Origin of the sequence: Serratia sp. CY47444 (assembly GCF_052168635.1) — a bacterium.
GTDB classification, from domain to species: Bacteria; Pseudomonadota; Gammaproteobacteria; order Enterobacterales; family Enterobacteriaceae; genus Serratia; species Serratia bockelmannii.
Genome location: NZ_JBJNMH010000012.1, coordinates 142,856 through 162,450, shown reverse-complemented (window position 1 = coordinate 162,450; position 19,595 = coordinate 142,856). Strand labels below are relative to the sequence as shown.

The 19,595-nt window shown below is 52.4% G+C and carries 22 protein-coding genes and 1 pseudogene; 18 read left to right on the top strand and 5 right to left on the bottom strand.

Annotation, left to right across the window (positions count from 1 at the left end; genetic code table 11):
- The 17 genes and pseudogenes from ACJ8IL_RS16575 to ACJ8IL_RS16495 all read left to right on the top strand — a co-directional run.
- Positions 1–77: pseudogene (locus ACJ8IL_RS16575) on the top strand (carbonate dehydratase); the annotation flags it as partial.
- A 48-nt stretch (positions 78–125) separates the two neighbouring features.
- Positions 126–824: a winged helix-turn-helix domain-containing protein gene (locus ACJ8IL_RS16570; RefSeq protein WP_442516677.1), complete on the top strand. Its 699-nt coding sequence runs from the start codon at positions 126–128 to the stop codon at positions 822–824.
- Complete coding sequence (locus ACJ8IL_RS16565; protein WP_154618046.1) at positions 814–1,278, top strand: hypothetical protein; 465 nt, start codon at positions 814–816, stop codon at positions 1,276–1,278. Before ACJ8IL_RS16570 ends, ACJ8IL_RS16565 begins: the two co-directional genes overlap by 11 nt.
- A 145-nt stretch (positions 1,279–1,423) precedes the next feature.
- Positions 1,424–1,654 (top strand): Flp family type IVb pilin, encoded by a 231-nt coding sequence (locus ACJ8IL_RS16560; RefSeq protein WP_049205753.1) that lies wholly within the window; start codon positions 1,424–1,426, stop codon positions 1,652–1,654.
- On the top strand, positions 1,603–2,154 hold the full coding sequence (locus ACJ8IL_RS16555) for an A24 family peptidase (RefSeq protein WP_080352627.1): 552 nt from the start codon (positions 1,603–1,605) through the stop codon (positions 2,152–2,154). The genes ACJ8IL_RS16560 and ACJ8IL_RS16555 overlap by 52 nt, the downstream gene beginning before the upstream one ends.
- 12 nt (positions 2,155–2,166) lie before the next feature.
- Positions 2,167–3,126: a hypothetical protein gene (locus tag ACJ8IL_RS16550; RefSeq protein WP_197811647.1), complete on the top strand. Its 960-nt coding sequence runs from the start codon at positions 2,167–2,169 to the stop codon at positions 3,124–3,126.
- Positions 3,107–4,378, top strand: coding sequence for a type II and III secretion system protein family protein (locus tag ACJ8IL_RS16545; RefSeq protein WP_142105465.1), 1,272 nt, complete (start codon positions 3,107–3,109; stop codon positions 4,376–4,378). Before ACJ8IL_RS16550 ends, ACJ8IL_RS16545 begins: the two co-directional genes overlap by 20 nt.
- Positions 4,365–4,829: a hypothetical protein gene (locus tag ACJ8IL_RS16540; RefSeq protein WP_197769451.1), complete on the top strand. Its 465-nt coding sequence runs from the start codon at positions 4,365–4,367 to the stop codon at positions 4,827–4,829. The genes ACJ8IL_RS16545 and ACJ8IL_RS16540 overlap by 14 nt, the downstream gene beginning before the upstream one ends.
- Complete coding sequence (locus tag ACJ8IL_RS16535; protein WP_164068281.1) at positions 4,829–5,971, top strand: hypothetical protein; 1,143 nt, start codon at positions 4,829–4,831, stop codon at positions 5,969–5,971. Before ACJ8IL_RS16540 ends, ACJ8IL_RS16535 begins: the two co-directional genes overlap by 1 nt.
- A gap of 4 nt (positions 5,972–5,975) precedes the next feature.
- Positions 5,976–7,229 (top strand): CpaF family protein, encoded by a 1,254-nt coding sequence (locus ACJ8IL_RS16530; protein WP_043140903.1) that lies wholly within the window; start codon positions 5,976–5,978, stop codon positions 7,227–7,229.
- Complete coding sequence (locus ACJ8IL_RS16525) at positions 7,222–8,127, top strand: type II secretion system F family protein (protein ID WP_049205748.1); 906 nt, start codon at positions 7,222–7,224, stop codon at positions 8,125–8,127. Before ACJ8IL_RS16530 ends, ACJ8IL_RS16525 begins: the two co-directional genes overlap by 8 nt.
- Complete coding sequence (locus tag ACJ8IL_RS16520; protein ID WP_043140897.1) at positions 8,124–9,035, top strand: type II secretion system F family protein; 912 nt, start codon at positions 8,124–8,126, stop codon at positions 9,033–9,035. The genes ACJ8IL_RS16525 and ACJ8IL_RS16520 overlap by 4 nt, the downstream gene beginning before the upstream one ends.
- Entirely contained in the window at positions 9,035–9,793 is a 759-nt protein-coding gene (locus tag ACJ8IL_RS16515; RefSeq protein WP_043140893.1) for a tetratricopeptide repeat protein, read from the top strand. The genes ACJ8IL_RS16520 and ACJ8IL_RS16515 overlap by 1 nt, the downstream gene beginning before the upstream one ends.
- A 59-nt stretch (positions 9,794–9,852) precedes the next feature.
- Positions 9,853–10,257: a hypothetical protein gene (locus ACJ8IL_RS16510; RefSeq protein WP_043140890.1), complete on the top strand. Its 405-nt coding sequence runs from the start codon at positions 9,853–9,855 to the stop codon at positions 10,255–10,257.
- Entirely contained in the window at positions 10,241–10,768 is a 528-nt protein-coding gene (gene tadF, locus ACJ8IL_RS16505; protein ID WP_442516676.1) for a tight adherence pilus pseudopilin TadF, read from the top strand. Before ACJ8IL_RS16510 ends, tadF begins: the two co-directional genes overlap by 17 nt.
- 12 nt (positions 10,769–10,780) lie before the next feature.
- The gene (locus ACJ8IL_RS16500; protein WP_442516675.1) at positions 10,781–12,448 is read left to right on the top strand and encodes a hypothetical protein; all 1,668 of its coding nucleotides are present in this window, start codon (positions 10,781–10,783) and stop codon (positions 12,446–12,448) included.
- Entirely contained in the window at positions 12,441–13,070 is a 630-nt protein-coding gene (locus ACJ8IL_RS16495; protein ID WP_442516674.1) for a hypothetical protein, read from the top strand. The genes ACJ8IL_RS16500 and ACJ8IL_RS16495 overlap by 8 nt, the downstream gene beginning before the upstream one ends.
- A 14-nt stretch (positions 13,071–13,084) precedes the next feature.
- Here the strand turns inward: ACJ8IL_RS16495 and ACJ8IL_RS16490 are convergent, their stop codons facing one another.
- The 5 genes from ACJ8IL_RS16490 to ACJ8IL_RS16470 are packed head-to-tail and all read right to left on the bottom strand — an operon-like array spanning position 13,085 to position 18,366.
- Entirely contained in the window at positions 13,085–13,528 is a 444-nt protein-coding gene (locus ACJ8IL_RS16490) for a universal stress protein (RefSeq protein ID WP_025304818.1), read from the bottom strand.
- Positions 13,529–13,549: 21 nt separating this feature from the next.
- A complete protein-coding gene (locus ACJ8IL_RS16485; protein ID WP_025304817.1) occupies positions 13,550–14,323 on the bottom strand; it encodes a siderophore-interacting protein in 774 nt (257 codons plus the stop codon).
- Positions 14,304–15,749 (bottom strand): efflux transporter outer membrane subunit, encoded by a 1,446-nt coding sequence (locus tag ACJ8IL_RS16480; protein WP_442516673.1) that lies wholly within the window; start codon positions 15,747–15,749, stop codon positions 14,304–14,306. Before ACJ8IL_RS16480 ends, ACJ8IL_RS16485 begins: the two co-directional genes overlap by 20 nt.
- Positions 15,746–16,789 carry an HlyD family secretion protein gene (locus tag ACJ8IL_RS16475; protein WP_060434858.1) on the bottom strand — a complete coding sequence of 348 codons (1,044 nt, stop codon included), beginning with the start codon at positions 16,787–16,789 and terminating at the stop codon, positions 15,746–15,748. Before ACJ8IL_RS16475 ends, ACJ8IL_RS16480 begins: the two co-directional genes overlap by 4 nt.
- A 41-nt stretch (positions 16,790–16,830) precedes the next feature.
- Positions 16,831–18,366 (bottom strand): MFS transporter, encoded by a 1,536-nt coding sequence (locus ACJ8IL_RS16470; RefSeq protein ID WP_016929546.1) that lies wholly within the window; start codon positions 18,364–18,366, stop codon positions 16,831–16,833.
- A gap of 139 nt (positions 18,367–18,505) precedes the next feature.
- On the opposite strand from ACJ8IL_RS16470, the gene ACJ8IL_RS16465 reads away from it, so the two are divergent.
- The gene (locus ACJ8IL_RS16465; RefSeq protein ID WP_016929547.1) at positions 18,506–19,408 is read left to right on the top strand and encodes a LysR family transcriptional regulator; all 903 of its coding nucleotides are present in this window, start codon (positions 18,506–18,508) and stop codon (positions 19,406–19,408) included.
- Positions 19,409–19,595 lie beyond the last annotated feature (187 nt).

Genomic DNA, 19,595 nt, shown 5'->3' with positions numbered 1-19,595 from the left:
TGCAGTTTTCGGAAGAAGTGGCCGCCACCAACGTCGAGCTGGTGCGTGGTTACCAGGCATTGCGCAATGAATTTTAGTGAGGCTCTCATGAAACAACTTCCCGTGACCGTGCTTTCCGGGAAAGAATGGCTATTTTAATACCAGAAAACAATCAGCAGATTATTTTAAGGAATAAAGAATTGAAGCTATGGCATTTTCTTATTGAACAAAGCCCTAATGTATCATCAAGAAAAGATCTCGGTATACATATATGGGAAGGGCGTTATGTGACAGATTTCGCCATCAACCAAACGATAAATTCATTGAGAAGAAAGATTGGTGATGCATCACGTGAAATTATCATTACCGTTCCTAAAAAAGGGTATACGATTAATGCAGAGAAGGTCATCATTAAAGTTGATGATGAAACCGAGTTAATACCCAATACGAGCACTGGCACAGCGGAACTGGGGAGCAATTCGGATAATGATTCAAAACATAAAGAAGAGATATCTCCTCACCGATTTAAGAAGACTCGTGAGGTTCACGAAACTGCATCAGAAAAAGCGACATCCAAACGTGATAAAGTGAAAAGAAGCATGCTGATGATAGCCGTATTGATATGCAGCTATATTATAGGCGTTTGGTTTTCCGTAAAAATAAATGAAGATAAAAATGAAGAAACCTTATACCTTGATGGATACAGGATTCACTCTACTGGCGATCGCATAGAATACGTTCACGGTGAAAAAAAAACCGTTTGTTATCGAATGAAGAGCAATATAAATGACAATAAAAAAAGAGACTACCTTACAGAAATCACGACTTGTAAAAATGAAGGTTAAGGGATTATTTTTAATTGCTTGCATATTACTTTTCATCTGTGGAACTCTAAGTTATAAACAATATATTTTAGAATCAATGAGCAATAGTTACCATGGGTTATTATTTCTGGACGGCGAAGAAAAAATAAAGCTAAACCTATACTTAAACAAAGATAGAGAAACCGCCTACATCAGATTGATTCAAAGTGATGGCAATCACTTACGTTATATCACTGCCGAAATGGAACTCAATGCATTGTTAACGCATTCAATAGCCACAGCAAAAGTGGATTGGCATGAGCGAAATATGACAGAGAGCGCATTCAGCTCCGACAGTCGCAATCGTCTGGTATCGGTTTTGTTGCACAAGAACAGCAAACAATATTTTTTGGTTATAAACAAGGATGACTTCTATATTCCAACAGGTAACAATGATATTAATGAACTGATTTTCCTCATTTTTCCTGATAAATGATGCAATTTTATATTTCATTATTAAATATGATATGACGTTTTTTTTATCACTGAGTAGGATACCCCCGGCCTAAACAACACGCTTCAATTAAAAGCGAGTTTTTAGCGTCATAACCATCCTACTAATATATTTAAAGGAATAAAAAATGTTGAAAAATGTAGCTCTGAAAGCGTATGTCTCTATGGCTTGCCGCAACGTCAAAAACGCAGAACAAAACGAGCGTGGCATCACCGCTATCGAATACGCCATCATCGGTGTAGCGATGGCCTCTGCCCTGTTCTTCATCTTTGACAAAGGCGGGTTCATTGAATCCCTGAGCGCGGCATGGAACACCATGGCCACGAAGATCACTGCTTCAGGCAACATCCTGAAGTAATAGTAAACTTTCGTCATATAGCCTTCGACTCTTCGAGGGCTATATTTAAAACCTATATGTTCATAGCGATAATAATCATATCTTTATACATATCACTTAAAGATATCACAGAAAGAAGAATACCTAACGTAGCGCATTTTATGATACTTACGGTGGCATACTGCTATATTTTTTCCCACCCAGGCATTATTGGTGCGGGCCAGGTGCTGATATGGCCGTTTGCCATGCTCTTGGTTGGTATCATTCTTTCGTCTTGCAACATACTGGGGTTTGGCGATACCAAACTGCTGTTCATCACCATGCTGGTGGTGCCGCCGGAACAATACGTTAACGTTATTTACCTGACTGTTTTTATGGGTGGCGTATGGGCAATCTTATGGACATATGCCCTGTCAAAAATTTCGCTGATCAAGCGCTATGATAAAGTAAGGAGCGGCGTACCCTACGCCATCCCTATTTTAATCAGTTTATGTACCTATACGTTTATCGGTGCAGTTTGATAAGGAGCATCTGTGCGCTTTAAATTTATTGCAATAGTCGCACTGCTAACCATGTTAGCCGGCGTAGTAGGTATATACAGCGATAAAGGCAACGAGGACGAGGGAAAGACTAAGAACCTCATAGTGAATAAAAGCCTTATCTATTATACCGCAAAGCATAATATTGATGTGGGTGCTATCGTCACCACGGATGACTTCACCGAGAAAGAGATAAAATATCCACCAGGCTCGCCCCCCGCCTGGCTAGACACGATTTTTGGCGAAAAGGACTTTCGCGGACTAATGGCGTCCGGCGGCGTGGCATATCAAAATATTGCCTCCGGCGAACGGGCCTCGAAAGATAACCTTGGCAACCTGTTGCAGAAAATCGATTCGAGCTATTCGATATTGCCTATTTCTGTCACCACCGCCAGCCTGAAGAACCCTAACATCGCGGACTTTGGTTTTATCGATCTGTTCCTGGTCTCCAATGATAACAAAGCCTACCGGGACGATCTTTATCAAAAATCGCGCAGCGATAACGGTACCACGGGGAAAGACTACAAGGACACGCGGGTCAAACAGTTCGCCAGCAAGGTGTGGTTCTTTATGGGCAACGGCAACCTCAATAAGCTGCAAAAGTTCGATCAGTCGGGGCTGGTTTCCAGCCTGATGAAAACAACCAGCGGGGAGAATTCGCTGGCGAATGAGGTGCACAGCAACCGGGCCGTCAGCGATGACAAGTCCTCAACGACCATCGTCTATGCCTACTTCAAGCCCGAGGACGTGGATAAAGTCATTCAGGCGCAAATTATGGGGATGTTCTTCATCACGCCCACCAAGGTTCACAATATCAATGAGGGCATCGCCAAAATAAATAACAGCACAAGAGAGATTACCCCGTCAGACATTGTCTCTGGGGCGCCAATTTCGGAAAGGCAAAGCCGCGTGGTTGAAATCAGGGGAGCGCAAAGTGAAATTCGTAAATATTAACAGGCTGGCGGTTTTTCTTATTGTGATGTTAACCGCCAGCTTTAACGCTGCGGCGCTCGACGTGGACATCAATAAAACGACCGATCTTGAGATTGACTTCAGCGTGAAGTCAATCGTCGTTGGCTCACCGGAAATTGCCGACTTCCGGGTGGTCGATGAGAACCACATCTATGTCTTCGGTAAAAAAAGCGGGCAAACCAATCTCTCCGTTAATGGTACCAACGGTGAGAGTCAAACGCTGCTGATCACCGTGAACGATCTGCAAAAGAAATCCGTCATGTTGAATACCTTGCTGATCAGCGAGGGGTTTAAAGACGTGAAGGTCATCGACATGAGCGACTCGCTGCTGGTCAGCGGCCCGGTATTTTCCACTGAAGATGGCGCACGGATCAAGTCGCTGATCGAAGAGTACGTGGATAGCGATCAGGTCAGGTACTCCTTAGTAACCCAAAAAAATCAGCAAATTAAGATCAGGGTTACGGTCGCGGAAGTCTCGAAGGACGTGACGGAAACCCTGGGCATTGACTGGGGGCGGGGCAAGATCAGCACCGGCGTGAGTAACGATCTGACTATCAACAACGGCATCTACAGCAGCCTGGTTAAGGGGTTTAACTTCGACTCTCTGGGCGTAGCCATCAACGCCCTGGCGAAAAACAGCCTGGCTAACGTGCTGACCACGCCAAGTATCACGGTCACCAACGGGAAGACCGCATCATTTCACGGCGGCGGGCAGATACCTATTTTTCAGCGCAGTGAAAATGGCTCAACGGTTGAATGGAAAAACTATGGCGTCATGCTGAACTTTGCACCGGTGATCAATTCGGACTCCTCGATTAGCATGGACGTGAGCGTCGAATCATCTCAGATCGGCGGGTACTATAAATATGAGAACACCGAGCTGCCGACGATTAACGTGCGTAACGTGAAGACCTCAGTACGAATGCGGGATGGAGAGAGCTTCGTCCTCGGCGGACTGATCGACAACAGCCAAACGCAATATGTTAATAAAGTTCCAGGATTTGCCGACATTCCAGTGCTGGGCGCCTTGTTCAAGTCAACCGGGTTCACATCTGGGCGCAGTGAATTAGTCATCTTCGCCACCGTTGAGTATGTCAAACCCGTAGAGAGAAACTACATCAAGCTCCCCTACGCCAAATTCTCCAGCCCGTGGGAGGTCTTTTTCGATCTCGGGCACAGTGATAACAGCATTACCGATGTCTTTGTCAAAGGAGCCGACTATGTCATTAACTAATTCGCTGCTCCTTATTTTTATCTGCCTGGGCTTAAACGGCTGCGCGTTCGAAAGGCAGCCCGACGAAAGAAAGGCGTATTACGTTAAGTTTGTCGGCAACCCCGACCGCACCAAGATGGCAAAGCTTGAAAACTTTTTTTTAAGCAAGAAAATCGGCTCCATCAGCAGCTTGGCGATTATTTATAGCGATAACCACTATGACCGTGCGATCAGGCTGCAAGAAGAAATACAGAAACAGTATGGCATTAATGCTGTATTGCAAGAGAGCGTGAACCAGCTTGACGCAAACTATATTGCCATCGGTAACCGGCATAAAACCGAGCGAGGTTGCTATCGGTTCCGGCTCTCTGATTTTAACTGGTACAGCTCCGACGAGCAGGCTCTGGATAACTATTCGGAGCGAGAAGTTTGCTCGACCAATGGTAATGATTTCGCTGAGAGAGCACGTTAATGTTCATAGAAAAACTAAAGAGAAAAAACGAGGCCAAAAAGAAAAAGGCCAGCGTGATTGTTTTAACCAAAACTGAGACTGATTTTTTATCACTCTCAGAACCACTCTCATTGTACGACGTCGATACGATGATCAAGCACATCCCCGCTGGCGACCTGCTGGAGTTTATTAATAACGCCCTGACGGGGAAAAATTATTTTGTGCTGGATGCCCAGAGCTACAGCGAGACTGAAATCGCGGACATCGCCATGATGCTGCGTGGTCGCTATCCCTCCATGCTGATCGGCAACGAGGATTCGATCCAGGCAACGTGGCAGGCTCGCGAGCTGGGGTTCAGCAGCTATTTTACCCGCACCAGTGAGATCCGCCTGCTGCTGCTGGGGATAGTGGAACACTTCGGCTATGTGCGCTCCAGAACTTCTCTGGTGATCGGGTTGTGCAATACCTCGCCTGATATCGATATTAATTATCGCGTTTTTCACGATCTCTGTAACAGCGAAATGATGAAAGGCTATTCAATGCTGTTTGTTAACTGCGACATCGCAAACATTTTCTTTGATGCCGCATTGGGGGTAAAGGCCAATAAAAACACCGTTGAGCACGTGCTGGGCTATGAGAATGAACTGGATACCACCTCGTCCCTGAAACTGGTGATGAAAATAAAAGATCACTTCGACTACGTTTCCTTCAACATTGCCAACGACGAGGCGCACGTTGACAACGTTGACGCCTTCCTCAACGGCGTTGAGAAATTCATCGAATCGCTGGCAAACTCCTATGGATTTATTTTTATTAATATCCCCTACTATTTTCTCACGCTGCACGGCGGAATTAATTTGCTCAATGAGAGCGACATCCGTGTGCTGATGACCAATGGGCAGATCGAGTCTATCTATAACCTTAACTATCTCAAGAACCGAATTGGCTTTAAGCAGGATAAAGGGGAGAAAAGAAGGGACAAGCTGATCTCCATCCGAAAACAGGCCGGTAAGCTGGCAACTGAAATCACGGATAAAGAAATCCACACCAAGCTGGGCATCAAGGTGGACTTCAACAATAACGCCAACCTGCTGGGGGGGGTGTTAACCGCTTTCAACCGTAAGAAAGAAAGCAAAAACATTATAGACAGCATATTTAGGTGATGACATGGATATAAAAACCTATGAAAAAATCAGAAACGCGCTGTTAGAGCAAATAAAAATAGAAAACTATGACAGCTCTGCCACTCATGAAGCGCTGATGAAAATTGAAGAACTGCTCATACCGGCGCTCGATCTGGAAAATATTATATTAACCAGAAGAAAGTTTGATGAGCTGATCAAAAGCTATTATGACGACATCTTCGGGCTGGGGCCCATCGAAGATCTGCTGGCCGATCCCAGCGTTAACGACATCATGGTTAACGGGTGTAAATCCATCTACATCGAACGGGCGGGCAAACTCATCAAGCAAGATTCTCAGTTTAAATCTAATGAGCAGATCCTGCGTATCGCGCAGCGTATTGTTGCGCCGATTGGGCGTCGGGTAGATGAAAGCTCGCCGATGGTCGATGCCCGCCTGGCCGACGGTAGCCGCGTCAACATCATCATTCCGCCCGTGGCCCTAGATGGCTGCACCATCTCCATCCGAAAGTTTAAAGAGGATAAATTAGACCTGATCGACCTGATCAACTTTGGCTCGATGAGTGAGGCGATGGGGCACTACCTGAGCCTGATGGTCAGGGCCAAGGCGAACATCATCATCTCGGGGGGGACGGGTTCAGGGAAAACCACCCTGCTCAATGCAATTTCGAACGAAATCGATGATGGCGACCGCATCGTCACCATCGAAGATGCCGCCGAGCTGCAGCTGCAAAAAGATCACGTCGTGCGCCTGGAGTCGCGCCCTAAGGGTGTTGACGGCGGCGGTGAAGTCTCGATTCGTGACCTGGTGATCAACGCGTTGCGTATGCGCCCAGACCGGATCATCGTGGGCGAGTGTCGTGGCGATGAAACCTTTGAAATGCTTCAGGCCATGAACACCGGCCACGAAGGTTCGCTCTCAACCATTCACGCCAATACGCCAAAAGACGCGCTGGTGCGCCTGGAAAGCATGCTCTCCATGGCGAACTCCAATATCTCGGCCAAAACCATTCGCGGCCAAATATCGCAGGCCGTTGATATTATTATTCAATGCGCAAGGTTGCCCTGCGGCTCGAGGAAGATTACCAACATTACGGAAATCGGCACGCTGGAGGGTGAGGTCATTCAAAGCCAGGACGTGTTCCTGCTCGAAAGGCGAAAAGAGTCGGATACGGTCACGAAGTATGCGCATAAGCAGAATATCGCCTACTCCATTCTGGAATCAAAGGCCGCGTTCGCCGGGCTGCTCCCAGAGCTCAAAGGCATCCTGCATGACTAACCTGACGGGCTTCCTCATCACCCTGCTGCTTCTGCTGCTGATGTTCTCATACGTCAGGCAAAAGGCCGCGAAGAAGAAAAAGTGGGAGAACTTTTTCGGTAAAGCGAAGCCGGCTGAGAAAGAGAAAACCAAGGAAATAAAAAAGCTCATCGGCAAGTCTTACCTACCCGACTTCGTGTTTATTTTTGGCACCAAAAGCCTGGTGATGTCTCTGGTGGTCAGCGGCGGCTACATCCTGTTTTGGTGGTTCTGCTGCCTGACCTTCAGCGCCTCGTCGTTTGCCTATGTATTTGGCACCGTGATCCTGGTAGCTATTTCGTTTGCCGCGTTGTACGGCATCTACCAGAGCCGTTTCAGCGACTATTTCGAAGCACAGTTCCCCTATGCGCTGCGGCTTATCAGCCGCAACCTGGCCGTGGGCCAGACGATATACGCGGCCATTGATGCAGCGGCGGAGAACCTGAGCGATATCATGAAGCGAGAATTTACCCGCATCTCATTCCAACTGAAAAACGGCGTGTCCTTTGATGACATACTCAGCCGGGGTGAGAAAATCTACCCCTATAAAGGCTACTTTGTTTTTAGTTCGTATATTCGTATCTCCATACAAAAAGGCAGCAGTCTGAAAGATACCCTGCTGTCCCTGGCCAATGACCTGGTCGCCGCTCAAGTCATTAAGAAAAAAACCAAGGCGTTAACCTCAGAGGCACGCGGGGCGGCAAAGATCCTGGCGCTTTTACCGCTGCTGATGCTGGTCGTACTCTATAAGTTCGCCTTTTGGAACTTCGTTTACCTCTTCGATGAGCTTTATGGCCGCTACGTGGTGATTTACGTGGTCATTAGCGTCAGCATCGGGTTTTTCATTATTTCACGCATGATTAAGGGAGTTGAACTGTGATTTTCTTTATCTCAACCTCGCTCTTTATCGTCGGCGTTATTGTGTTTATCTGGGGATTAAAGAGCCACAAGAAAGAAGAAGAGTATTATGATAAATTTTACTTTATCGTTTCCTCACACGAGAACCTCGATGACTACCTCAGCCTGAAAAACAGGATTAAAGACCTGTTCTCTTTATTAATGAGAAAGCTATCATTCTACGTTGAAAACAACCTGTCCCATACGGAATACCATGCTCTCATTAATAAGGCAGGATATTACTCGCTACAAGAAAGCACCCTATTTTATATTTATATCTCTAGCATATTTCTCTTTTCAACTCTGTCCCTAACGCTGTTAGCCTGCCTGGGTAATCTGTCATTCTATGTCATTCCTGTTTTCATGATCGTGTACTACATTGGCTCAAAGATTTATCTCGAGAGAAAACATAAGAACGAGATCAAAAAGTTCAGGATCAACTTCGTCTACTTTCTCGATCTGTGCGCCACCTGTATCAAAACTGGCATGACGCTGACGGCCGCTTTAGAAACCGTTTCCCCGGTGCTCTATCGTTTCTCCGGTCTGTTAGGCAACAGCATGCAGAACTTTTCACGCACGCTGAAATACAGCGATATAAACATCGCCTGCGAAAAGCTCTATGAAGAGGTTCCCCTAAGCGAGGTCAAGGAGTTTATCGCAACCGTGCGTAACTCCGCCCAGTTCGGCGCTGGCATGCAGTCCGGTCTGCAAGAGTTATCTAAAGAGATCCGCCAGTTTCACTTTATAGAAACCGAAGAAAAAATTGGCTCCGTCAACGCCAAGATGGGGATACCGCTCATTCTCTTTATCATGTTCCCGGTTATTGTTGAAATCATTGCTCCTGGCCTGCTACGCGCCATGGGCAGCCTGTCATTGGAGATGATCTCGTAATGAAAAAGTTAGTCCTCACTTCGATAGTCTTTCTTGCTGCCTGCGTCAACGGCACGCCCGATATGTTGAGAAACGATCGGGAAACGGCTCAGCTGGCGGTCCGCGTCGGCGCCTTTGAAAAGGCCAGGGAGATCGCGGTAGATAGTCTGCAAGCGCAACCGGACAATATCGAGACACGCTTCTACCTGGCCGATATCTATTCCAAGATGAATAAATATGATATGGAGGGCCAGGAACTGGAGATTATTCAGGGAAAAATTAGCCGCGCAGATGAGAATTACCCAAGGGTGATTATCGAACTAATGAAGAACAGTCTGATGCGGCATCAATATCAGGAAACTATCTCTCTGTATAAACAGAATTTTGCCGAAGGGAAAATGGCGCTTGCCCAAAGCGCTACTATGCGCGGCAAATCGCTGATGTATGCCGCCATTGCCTACTGTAAGCAGAATAAGTATGAAACCTGCATCGCCGAACTGAAGCGCGCCAGAACCTACCTGCCGGGAGACCCGGCGCTGGCCGACAACCTGAAGATTGCACAATACATGGCCAAGGCCAGCACAGGGGATATAGACCCTTCTCTGCTGTATGCCGGCTATAGCAATACGGAATCTAAAGAGATGTATGCCAACCTGATCATGGCGCTGATTCGCGGTGACCAAGAGACCCGCGCCTTTGAGCTGCTCAGCATGCGCTATTCCCGCGAGGATTCCATGACGATCATCAACGATCTTAACGGTATGAAAATCGCAAAATGATAAGTCTATTCACTAGAGTAGGGAGTGAGGAGCGAGGTATCTCAACCATCGAGGCCAGCGTGCTGCTGCCGATCCTCTTTATCATATTGATGATGATTTATGAGGTGCTGAGGTTTCAGAACGATATCTCAATCATTTATTTCAACGAAGAGTTTGCGTCACAGCGCGTCGATCTCTCGTTTTTAGACAACGATGTCGAAAAGATAAATGAAAACTTCCTGGCCGATTTAAACAAGAGCGGCAGTGAGTTTTATTTCAGCGCGCTGCTCTATTCGGAGCCAAAGATAACCTGCTATGAGGATATCAATATCAAAGTCAGCAAAAAGTGCGGAAAGAAAACCAAGCTGATTAACATCGCCTATCAGATCCAACGTGAATACAGCAGCGATTGGATAAGCGACCTACTGTCTTTCCCACAACAATTTGATCGCGAGGTATTTATCGTCAATGATTACTTCCATTAACAGGCTTGTTGATAATGAGGATGGTAGCGTCGCCGTTGAAGGCACCTTTGTTACCCTATTCTTGTCCGTGCTGCTGATTTATACCATGCAGCAGGCTTTGGTCATGTCAGTACAGTTTAGTATTAATAAACTGGCCGATCAAATGGTGAATATTATTTCCCATCGTGACAGCCTGTTTGGCAATGCCAATTTAAGCCAAGGCGACGTCGTTAACGTCGCTAAAATGTTTAGCCAGTTCAAGAACGGCGGAGAAGCGCCGTTTTTCGACGTTTTCGTTGAGGAAATCGCCTACGCAACGGAGCAATACAGCATGTATAAGCTACCCGGGAGCAAAGAAGGCTGCCAGCTCACCAAGCGGCTGACTGACTATGGCATCGATATCAAAACCTCATTCGGCAAATCTAACTCGGTGTATCGGGTTTCCATCTGTAAAAAAACAGAACCGGGATTATTCTCTAAAAATAAAACGCTGCTGGCAGAAAGTGCCATCCAAATTGGCCATCATCATTAGAAGATAATAATCATGAAGAATAAATTCGAGCGTTTTTTAGGTGATGAACAGGGTGGATTAATGCCGCTGTGGGCGATTGGCGGCATGATGGTGGTGATCTCTATTTTTTGGGTCGAAAACTACTCCTCCACCATCATGGAAAAAACGCGAGAAATGCGGCTGACCTCCGTCGTGACCCGTACCTCGATGGTAGAAAGAGGAACGGTGACCGCCAATGCCGGGCGGCTAGCCGAAGCGACAGGCGCCAATATGAATCAGGCAACCCATGCCTTCTCGGCGGAGCTGCAAGAAACTACGCTGGAAAAGCTTCAGGAGCTAAAAGAAAATAAGCGGATCAGCGAACTGCTCGCGACCACTTCCAACGTCAGTCAAAACACTAACGTTCCCTTCGATGAAATAAACAAAACCATTGGCCTCGACCCAGAGGTCAGGATCTCCACGGCGGATAACGCCGTCAAAGTTTTCAGACCGTTACACGTGATTATCGCCGTCGAGGCCAGCAGTCTTAACCGTGCAAACGTGATGCAGGCGCGGGCGGCGCTAATGAGCTCACTATCCCGCCTGTATGCCGAAGCGCCGACTACCCGAACGACGGTGATCCCATACTCTTTTCGCGTCAACTCCGGGGGCAAATGCTATACCGGGATCGCCCGGAGCGATGCCTTTTCATTTGTCTGGTGGGAAAACTTCTTTGCGCAAGAAGATTACCTGGCTGAACTTGAAAATACATTAAGAATGGCCGAGGAATATCTCGGAAGATTAAACGCAGAGATTGATTACAGTAATCAGATGATAATATATTGGAATAATGAGCTTAGTCAACATGATCCCGGCACTCAGGAATATAAAGAGCTGACAGAACAAATAAGTTATTATCAACAAGAGATAAGACTTGCTGAGGCGATGCTGCCAATGGCTAATGAAAACATAAAGATTGCCAAAGAAAATGTCGATGCACAGAAAGAAGTTATAGACAACCTTAAGCAACAACAACAGTATATTGATTACTTTCCTCTGGCCAAGCATTACGCAAAAAGGTACGATAACTATTATCTTCTGGATGATTATACCGATAATTTTGCTAACTCTGGAATATTTTCAATTACGCAGAGTGATTTTGAACGCGCCGCAAAGACGACTTACCAAAGTGCGGAATATCTATCCTCCCTCGCGGTCAAACGCGGCGTTTATTTTGGCGATGCCGGCACCTGCCCCGCCAGCACCGTAAAATATGGCCTGACCTCATCCCAAAATGTGAATAGTGCGCTTTCCGGCATCGACTTTAGCACCAATAAGATTAAAACGCTGGAAGGGCTACTGTGGGCGGGGCGCACCGCGTTTTCTGCCTCTCGCGGCATGGCACGCAACGTCATTATTCTGTTTGCGTCGGACACAAAAGAAGTTATCGATCCCGACGAGGTCACCGGCATCCGACAGAGCTGCGCAGCCATTAAGACCGGCTTTATCAATAATAAGTCGGCCAAGCTGATCGTCGTTACCCAGAATCAGGATGGCCGAGATAAGTTCGAAGAGCTGAGCTGCGCTACCCAGTGGTTCACCGATCCGGGCTATATCAACCTTGAAGATATAAACAACGAATCCACGCCAACGCTGGAAGAGCAATTCAACTTTATCTTCTCGCAAGAATCCACCACCAGGAACATTAACGCACATGAATAAAGTTATAACGATCGCGCTGATGCTGCTCTGCGCCCCTTTTTCCTATGCTAAAAGCAGCGACGAGCTCAATCAGTCCAGCTGCCAAACCGGCCCGATATATGAACGCTTCGGCGACGCAAAACGCCAGGCCGGCCTGCTCCGGTTCGACGGCCGCACCAACGCACGGCTGAGCCGTAGCCAGCTGGTGCAGTATCGATTCGTCACCGTGTTGCACGAGTACCTGGGCACACTGTGCCACCAGGAAAACGCTTACGACGCCAACAGCCTCGGCGCCTTGCTACTGACCAAGGAAAACATCGTCATGAGCCATGTCGGCACGGTGCATTTCGCAAGCGGTAGCGCCCTGGTTGATGAGGCGACGCTGGCGCGTTGCTGCTCGCACATCAGCCAGGCGTCTGACTACGACGGCATATTTATTGTCAGCCGCACAGACTCAATAGGCAACGCGAGCCACAACCGAGCACTGTCATATCAACGCGGCTACCGTATCGCCGAGCGCTTACCTCAGGCCAGCCCCATTCACCTGATTGCGCTCGGCGCCAGGCCAGCGCGCAGCGGCCAGAGGCCGATCGCCAACCCCAACGATCGGCGCGCCGACATTTATCTCTATCAGCGCCAGTGAGATCCCCCTCCGGCTTAGCGCGGGATCACCAATACCGGTTGGCCAATCTCATCCAGCAGGCCGCGCGTGACGGAGGCGTTCAGCCAGCGCCCCAACGAAGACAGGTGGCGGTGCGAGATGATCAGCAAATCGCAGTTGAACAGCGCCATCTGTTCCGGGATCACCTCGATGGGCGTCCCCGCTGCCAGCAAGCCCTGGGCATTGAAACCCTGCTGCTTCAGCGCCCGCGTCACCTGACCGACCTGCTTTTCCGCCAGCGCTTCTTCCCGTTGAGCGGCGGGGTACTCCTCGCGCTCATCGCTGTCAAAACGCAGGCCGCTGCGGCTGAGCGTAAAGGCATTGTCTACCACCGTCAGCACGATCACGTCGCCGATGCAGCCTTGCAGGCGCGCCATAAAATCCAGGGCATTGCCGCTGTGTTCAAAGCAGTCCACCGCCAATAACACTCTCTCAATCATAACCATCCTCACTCGCCTGAGTTAAATCGCGCCCTTGAAGTTGGCTTCGCCCTTTTTCCAATACCCCTTGGCAAACAGCGCAGCGCGGGAGATACCCATTTCGTTGATAAAGCGCGCCTTCAGGTACGCGGCAATCTGGTGTTCGCAGGCCAGCCATACCTGCCCTTCGCCGGACGGCAGTTCGCAATGGCTGACGGCCTGCACCAGCGGGCTGTTCATCACGCTGTCAAAATGTCGGGTGCGAATTTGCCAGCTGTTCACCTGCAAAAAGGAATAATCGACATCCTGAATCTCCTGCGCATCGCCCACTTCGGCGAACCACAGCACCGGCAACGGGTCGGACAGCGAGGCGAGAATGGTGCGCATGGCGGGCAACGCGGTCTCATCGCCCAGCAACAGCAGCCAGCGAGTTTGCGGCAACAATCGGAAGCCGCCGGAGCAAGGGCCGGCGAACCCCAGCTTGTCGCCCGGCATCGCGTCGCGCGCCCAGTTCGACGCCGGGCCTTCGCCGTGCAGCACCATATCGATATCGAAAGTGCGGGCGAGTTTGTCGATGCCGCTCAGGGTGTAAGCCCGTCCGGCCAGCGTGTCGCGCCACGGGAAGAACACTTTGACCCAACTGGCCGGCTCCTGCGCGCGCGGATCGGCGATAAACTTATCCACATCGTCGCCGCTCAACGTGATGCGGCGGATCCGGGCGGTGACTTGCCGCACGGCGCTCACCCGGGCCTCCCGTTTGCGGCGGGTGTCTCTTTCCAGCATCTCGTCGACAATCTTATTCAGCGTGTTGTGCATCAGCCTTCTCCTGTGGCGCCACAGACGGGTAGGTGTGTTCCCAGCCGCCGCCCAGCGCTCGATAGATATTCACCACGGCGATCGCCGTCTCCTCCTCTGAAACAATTTGCGCGGACTGCAGATCCAGCAGCGCACGCTGCGTGCTCAGAACGTGGATAAAATCGCTCGCACCGTTCAGATAGCTGTCGCGCGCCAGCGCAAACGCGTGTCGGTTGGCGGCCAGCGCCTCGGTCAGGTGCGTCTGGCGGCGCTGCTGGGCGCGATAGCCGGAAAGCGCGTCGTCGATCTCGTGCCAGGCGCGCAACACCGTTTGCTGGTAGGCGATGGCCATTTCCTGCTGCCGGTATTCGCTCAGGCGCACCCGTTGGGTGATTTTCCCCCCGTCGAACAGCGGCAAATACAGGGCGGGGCCGATGGCGAAGGTATGCGTGGACCAACTGCCCATATCCGCCAGTGCCAGTGCCTGATAGCCCGCATTGCCGGTCAGCGTGATGCGCGGATAGTAGTCGGCGGTGGCGATGCCGATCTCGGCGGTTGCCTGATGCAAACGCTCCGCCGCTTCGCGAATATCCGGCCTGCGCAGCGCCAGATCCGACGGCACGCCCATCGGCACCGCGCGCGCCAGCGTCGGCAGGGGCTTCGTCGGCGCCAACATCGCTTTCAGCGCGCCCGGCCGCTCGCCCAACAGCAGGCTGATGGCGTTGATCAAGCGTTCCTGCCTATCGAACAGCGTCGGCAGCAGGGCATCCACCTGCGCCAACTGCACCTGCGCCTGATCGACATCCAGTTCGTTGCCCGCGCCGCTCTGATAACGACTTTGCGTCAGCTGCAGCGTGCGCAGCGCCGTGGCGCGGTTTTCCTGCGCCACCGCCAGCTGTTGCTGCGTGGCGCGCAGGCGTAGATAGTCGCTCGCCACCTCCGCCGTCACCGACGTCAGCAGTGCGCGCCGGTTCTCCTGCGAAGCGGCAAAGCCGGCGCGCGCACTTTCCGACGCGCGACGCAGCTTGCCCCACATGTCCAGCTCCCAGGTGGCGCTGGATCCGCCGCGCCAGAGGTTATAATCCGCCTCTCCGCCGTTGCCGGACGGATCCATGCTGCCCACCGAGGTGGCGCGCTGGCGCTGATAGGCGCCGTCCAGGCTCAGATTCGGCATCAGCGCCGCCTCTGTCACGCCCAGCAAGGCGCGGCTTTGCTGCATGCGCGCCGTGGCGAGCTGCAGATCCAGGTTGCCGGCCGCCGCGCGCTGCACCAGTTGCGACAGCGACGCATCGTTGAATATCGACCACCAGGCCACCGGCAGCGCCCCGCCGCCGGCCTGCTCACCCCAGCTCTCGGGCAGCGCGTTCTGCGGCCGAGCGTAGTCCGGCCCCACCGCCCGGCAGCCGCTCAGCGCAATCAACAGCAGCGGGATCACGGCTCTGTTCATTGCAGGCCCCCGTCCAGCGTATTGATGCTGACGTCCGCAGACATGCCGACGCGCAGGGCGCTCAACAAAGCGGCGTGCTCTTTGTTGATATCAAATACAATTTTCACCGGGATGCGCTGAACGATCTTGGTGAAGTTGCCGGTGGCGTTCTCCGGCGCCACGGCCGCGAAACTGACGCCGGAAGCCGGCGCGATGCTGTCCACCTGCCCTTTCAGCGTTTGGCCGGGAAAGGTATCGATATGGATGTCTACCGACTGCCCGTGCGCAATGTTTTCCAGCTGGGTTTCCTGGTAGTTGGCGATGATGTACAGCTTGTCCTGCGGCACGATGGCCAGCAGCGCATCGCCCGGTTTGACGAACTCCCCGACCCGCAGGCTGTTCTTGCCGATCACGCCGCCGATCGGCGCGGTGATGCGGGTGTAAGACAGGTTCAGCTCGGCCATCGCTTTCTTCGCCTGCGCCAGCATCAACTCGGCATCGCTGTCCGCCAGCTTGGCTTGCAGCACCTGCTCCATGTTTCGCGCCGCTTTAAGCGTCGCCTCCGCCTGCGCCACATTGGCGGAAAGCGTGTGCACGCGCGTCGTCGCCTGCTGCGCCGCCTGCTGTGAACCCGCGCCGCTGCTGGCCATTCTCTGGTAGCGGTTCTGCTCCTGGCGCGCAAACGCCAGCTCCGCCTGCGCCGCCTGCCGCTCCGCCTGCGCGGCGGCGATCAGCGCGCTCTGTCGGGTCAGGTTGGCCCTGGCGTCGTCCTGGCGGGCGCGGGCGGATTGCTCCTGCGCCGTCGCCTGCGCCAATGCGACGTTGAATTCACGCGGATCGATCACCGCCAGCAATTCCCCCTGTTTGACCCACTGGTTGTCCCTGACCAACACCTGCGCAATTTCACCGGCAATCTGCGGAGAAATACGCGAGATATCGGCGCGAATATAGGCGTCGTTGGTATTCTGCTGTGTCTCTTTAATAAAGAACTTATTGATTAATAACCCCAGCGTAATGACGGCAACCGCCAATACGGCGACGGCGACTTTCTTGTTAGCCATAAAAGTGACTCCAATTAATATTTATTTCTGATGATAAAATGTCAGGCAGCGACCGAACGCGGCGGATAAATACGGGTCGGCATAACTAAAATCAGCGCGGTCAGTAATAACGCCAGGCCGGCAACCAACAGATAAAGATCGGCGCTGGCCAGCACGTGGCCCTGCCGGGCGGCAAGCTGCGCCAGCTGCTCCGCCGACCCCGATGCGCGGCTGTAGGCCGAGCCGAAGCCGTCGGCGATCGTACCGGCGTGATAATCCCCGCGCTGCCGGCTGAGCAGCGCGATGGCGCCGCCGGCAGCGGTGGCGGCGAAACCTTTCACCGCGTTGAACCAGGCCGCCGCAAACGGCCCGTCGGTCGGCAACAGCCCGCCGGTCGCCTGCATCAGCAACGGGATGATCGCCATCGGTTGAGCGACCGCCTGCAACAGCGCGATGACGCGGAACGTGTCGCCGTTCCATTCCGGCGTCAGCTGAGCCGCCAGCACGCAGGCGGTGGCCATCAACAGCAGGCTGATCGCCAGCACCCAGCGGCAATCCACCCGCGGCGTATTGCAAATTATGGCGACGATCGGCAGCGTAATTAATTGCGGCAATGCGACCCACAGCATTAAGTCGGAGGTTTGTTCCTGACGATAACCCTGAATCGCGGCTAAATATCCCGACGTGATATTAACCAGCGACACCATAATTAACAGCACGCCACCCAGCGTAATTAAGGAGAAAGACAAATTCCTTTTGCTTAATAGCTGCAAATTAAAAAAAGGCAGCGGGTGATACCATTCGTTAATCAGAAATAACGCCAATAATCCGCCGCCGCCCAATAATAAAACGTAGATCAGCGGCGAGTTCAGCCAGTCGAGGCGCTCCCCCTGTGAAATGCCCACCGTCAACATGCCGAGCGCCATGCCGCCGAGCAACAGGCCGCGCCAATTGAACTGCCGCAGGCGCTCCAGCCGCAGCGGATCCTGCGGCAGGCCGTAACCGATGCACACGGCGGCGATCGCCATCAGCGGCAGGTTCCAGTAGAAATACCCGCTCCAGCCCCAGTGAAAGGCGAAGGCGGCGGCGGTAGCGCCCAGCGTGGCGCTCCAGGCCGAGACCCAGCCGTAGGCACCCAGCCCCAGCACCTTGATCAGCGGCGGCATAAAACGCAGCACCACCGTCATCAGCATCGGCGGCAACGCGCCGCCGGCGAAGCCCTGCAGGCTGCGCACCGCCAGCAGCACGCCATACTGATCTCCCAACCAGGGCGTCAACAGTCCACCGGCCAGGTAAATGCCGCACATCGTCAACGCCACCCGGCGCAGCGAAAAGGTCGGCCAAAAACAGGGCGTGAACCCGGAACCGATCACAAAGCCGGTGACGTAGCATGTGGTCAGCCAGCTGCCGGCATCGAAGCTCAGCAGCATGCCACCCTGTATATCCGCCAGCGCAAACTTGCTGGCGTTTTCCCCCACGCCGCTGGCCATCACCGCCAAAAACACGCCGAACAACCCCAGCCAGGTACGGCCGTTGATTTCACCGGCGCTGGCGAGCCATCGATTTTTGTGGTGCGGCGTAACAGACACCTCAACCATTCCCCACTCCTGCTGTTTCAGCCTCAATCTTTGTTGTCGTGGGCAGTATCCGGAGTTATTTCGATTGTTTAAAATGAAATGATGTAATTAACTAGTTGCACAAAACGCAACCCATTGAGCGCACCCCCCCGGAGAGGCCATGCCGCAAAAAATTGATTTCAACCTGATCTATGCGCTGAATCTGCTGCTGGAAGAAGGGAGCGTGAGCGGCGCCGCCGAGAAGATGAATCTGAGCGCGCCGGCAATGAGCCGCATTCTCGGGCGCATCCGCCGGCAGTTCGACGACCCGATCATGGTCAGAGCCGGTAAGCATCTGGTGCCGACGCCGCGTGCGCTGGAATTGAAACGCCAGCTCGGCGACATCATCGAGCAGGCCACTGCGCTGATCGCACCGAGTGATGCGTTCGAACCCGGCAAGCTGACCAGAACCTTCACCATTCGCGCCAACGATATCTTTATCGGCGCGCTGGCGGGCGGATTGCTGGAGACGCTGCGGGAATCGGCGCCGCTGAGCGGCCTGAAATTCATCGCCGAAAGCGACGGCGAGGATGACGCGCTGCGCAGCGGCAAAGTGGATCTGGTGATCGGTTCCTCACGCGACTGGCACCCGGAAATCAAGACGCAGAGCCTGTTCACCAGCACCTTTCAGGCGCTGGTGCGCCCTGGGCACCCGATCATCGGCCGGGTAACGCCCGAAACCCTGACCCATTACCCGCATATCAGCGTTTCTCGCCGCGGACGCACGCAGGGGCCGATCGACGACGCGCTGCGCGATCTCGGCCTGCAGCGCAACGTCGCCCTGACCCTGCCGGGCTTTCATTCGGCGATGATGCTGACCATGAAATCGGACTTTATCCTGCCGCTGCCGCGCCACGTGCTGCAGGGGGTGAGCAACATCCACCTGCCGTTGGCGGAGATCGAGCTGCCGCTTGAGCTGGAATCGGTGTTTATCGTCCAGGCCTGGCACCCGCGCCTGGATCGCGATCCGGCGCACCGCTGGCTGCGGCAGACCATCAAGCAGTTCTTTTTGCAGCGGGAGTGAGGGGGCTATGTGTTGGGGAGAGGGACGCTCGCTGCAGAACCCAAATACGCCTGCCAGATAAGCCGGTAATATGGCATTTTGCCGAAGCCCTGCGCATACTCAGACGCCTTGGGTAAACCGCGCGACGCGGGCAATGGCATCGGTATTCCATTTCGCCAAGCACGAAACAGAAAGGAACTCATGCCCA

What these genes read in the sequence shown, in the direction of transcription:
- ACJ8IL_RS16570 (WP_442516677.1), top strand. Translation starts at nt 126, where the DNA reads ATGGCTATTTTAATACCAGAAAACAATCAGCAGATTATTTTAAGGAAT.
- ACJ8IL_RS16565 (WP_154618046.1), top strand. Translation starts at nt 814, where the DNA reads ATGAAGGTTAAGGGATTATTTTTAATTGCTTGCATATTACTTTTCATC.
- ACJ8IL_RS16560 (WP_049205753.1), top strand. Translation starts at nt 1,424, where the DNA reads ATGTTGAAAAATGTAGCTCTGAAAGCGTATGTCTCTATGGCTTGCCGC.
- ACJ8IL_RS16555 (WP_080352627.1), top strand. Translation starts at nt 1,603, where the DNA reads ATGGAACACCATGGCCACGAAGATCACTGCTTCAGGCAACATCCTGAA.
- ACJ8IL_RS16540 (WP_197769451.1), top strand. Translation starts at nt 4,365, where the DNA reads ATGTCATTAACTAATTCGCTGCTCCTTATTTTTATCTGCCTGGGCTTA.
- ACJ8IL_RS16535 (WP_164068281.1), top strand. Translation starts at nt 4,829, where the DNA reads ATGTTCATAGAAAAACTAAAGAGAAAAAACGAGGCCAAAAAGAAAAAG.
- ACJ8IL_RS16530 (WP_043140903.1), top strand. Translation starts at nt 5,976, where the DNA reads ATGGATATAAAAACCTATGAAAAAATCAGAAACGCGCTGTTAGAGCAA.
- ACJ8IL_RS16525 (WP_049205748.1), top strand. Translation starts at nt 7,222, where the DNA reads ATGACTAACCTGACGGGCTTCCTCATCACCCTGCTGCTTCTGCTGCTG.
- ACJ8IL_RS16515 (WP_043140893.1), top strand. Translation starts at nt 9,035, where the DNA reads ATGAAAAAGTTAGTCCTCACTTCGATAGTCTTTCTTGCTGCCTGCGTC.
- tadF (WP_442516676.1), top strand. Translation starts at nt 10,241, where the DNA reads ATGATTACTTCCATTAACAGGCTTGTTGATAATGAGGATGGTAGCGTC.
- ACJ8IL_RS16500 (WP_442516675.1), top strand. Translation starts at nt 10,781, where the DNA reads ATGAAGAATAAATTCGAGCGTTTTTTAGGTGATGAACAGGGTGGATTA.
- ACJ8IL_RS16495 (WP_442516674.1), top strand. Translation starts at nt 12,441, where the DNA reads ATGAATAAAGTTATAACGATCGCGCTGATGCTGCTCTGCGCCCCTTTT.
- ACJ8IL_RS16490 (WP_025304818.1), bottom strand. Translation starts at nt 13,528, where the DNA reads ATGATTGAGAGAGTGTTATTGGCGGTGGACTGCTTTGAACACAGCGGC.
- ACJ8IL_RS16485 (WP_025304817.1), bottom strand. Translation starts at nt 14,323, where the DNA reads ATGCACAACACGCTGAATAAGATTGTCGACGAGATGCTGGAAAGAGAC.
- ACJ8IL_RS16480 (WP_442516673.1), bottom strand. Translation starts at nt 15,749, where the DNA reads ATGAACAGAGCCGTGATCCCGCTGCTGTTGATTGCGCTGAGCGGCTGC.
- ACJ8IL_RS16475 (WP_060434858.1), bottom strand. Translation starts at nt 16,789, where the DNA reads ATGGCTAACAAGAAAGTCGCCGTCGCCGTATTGGCGGTTGCCGTCATT.
- ACJ8IL_RS16470 (WP_016929546.1), bottom strand. Translation starts at nt 18,366, where the DNA reads ATGGTTGAGGTGTCTGTTACGCCGCACCACAAAAATCGATGGCTCGCC.
- ACJ8IL_RS16465 (WP_016929547.1), top strand. Translation starts at nt 18,506, where the DNA reads ATGCCGCAAAAAATTGATTTCAACCTGATCTATGCGCTGAATCTGCTG.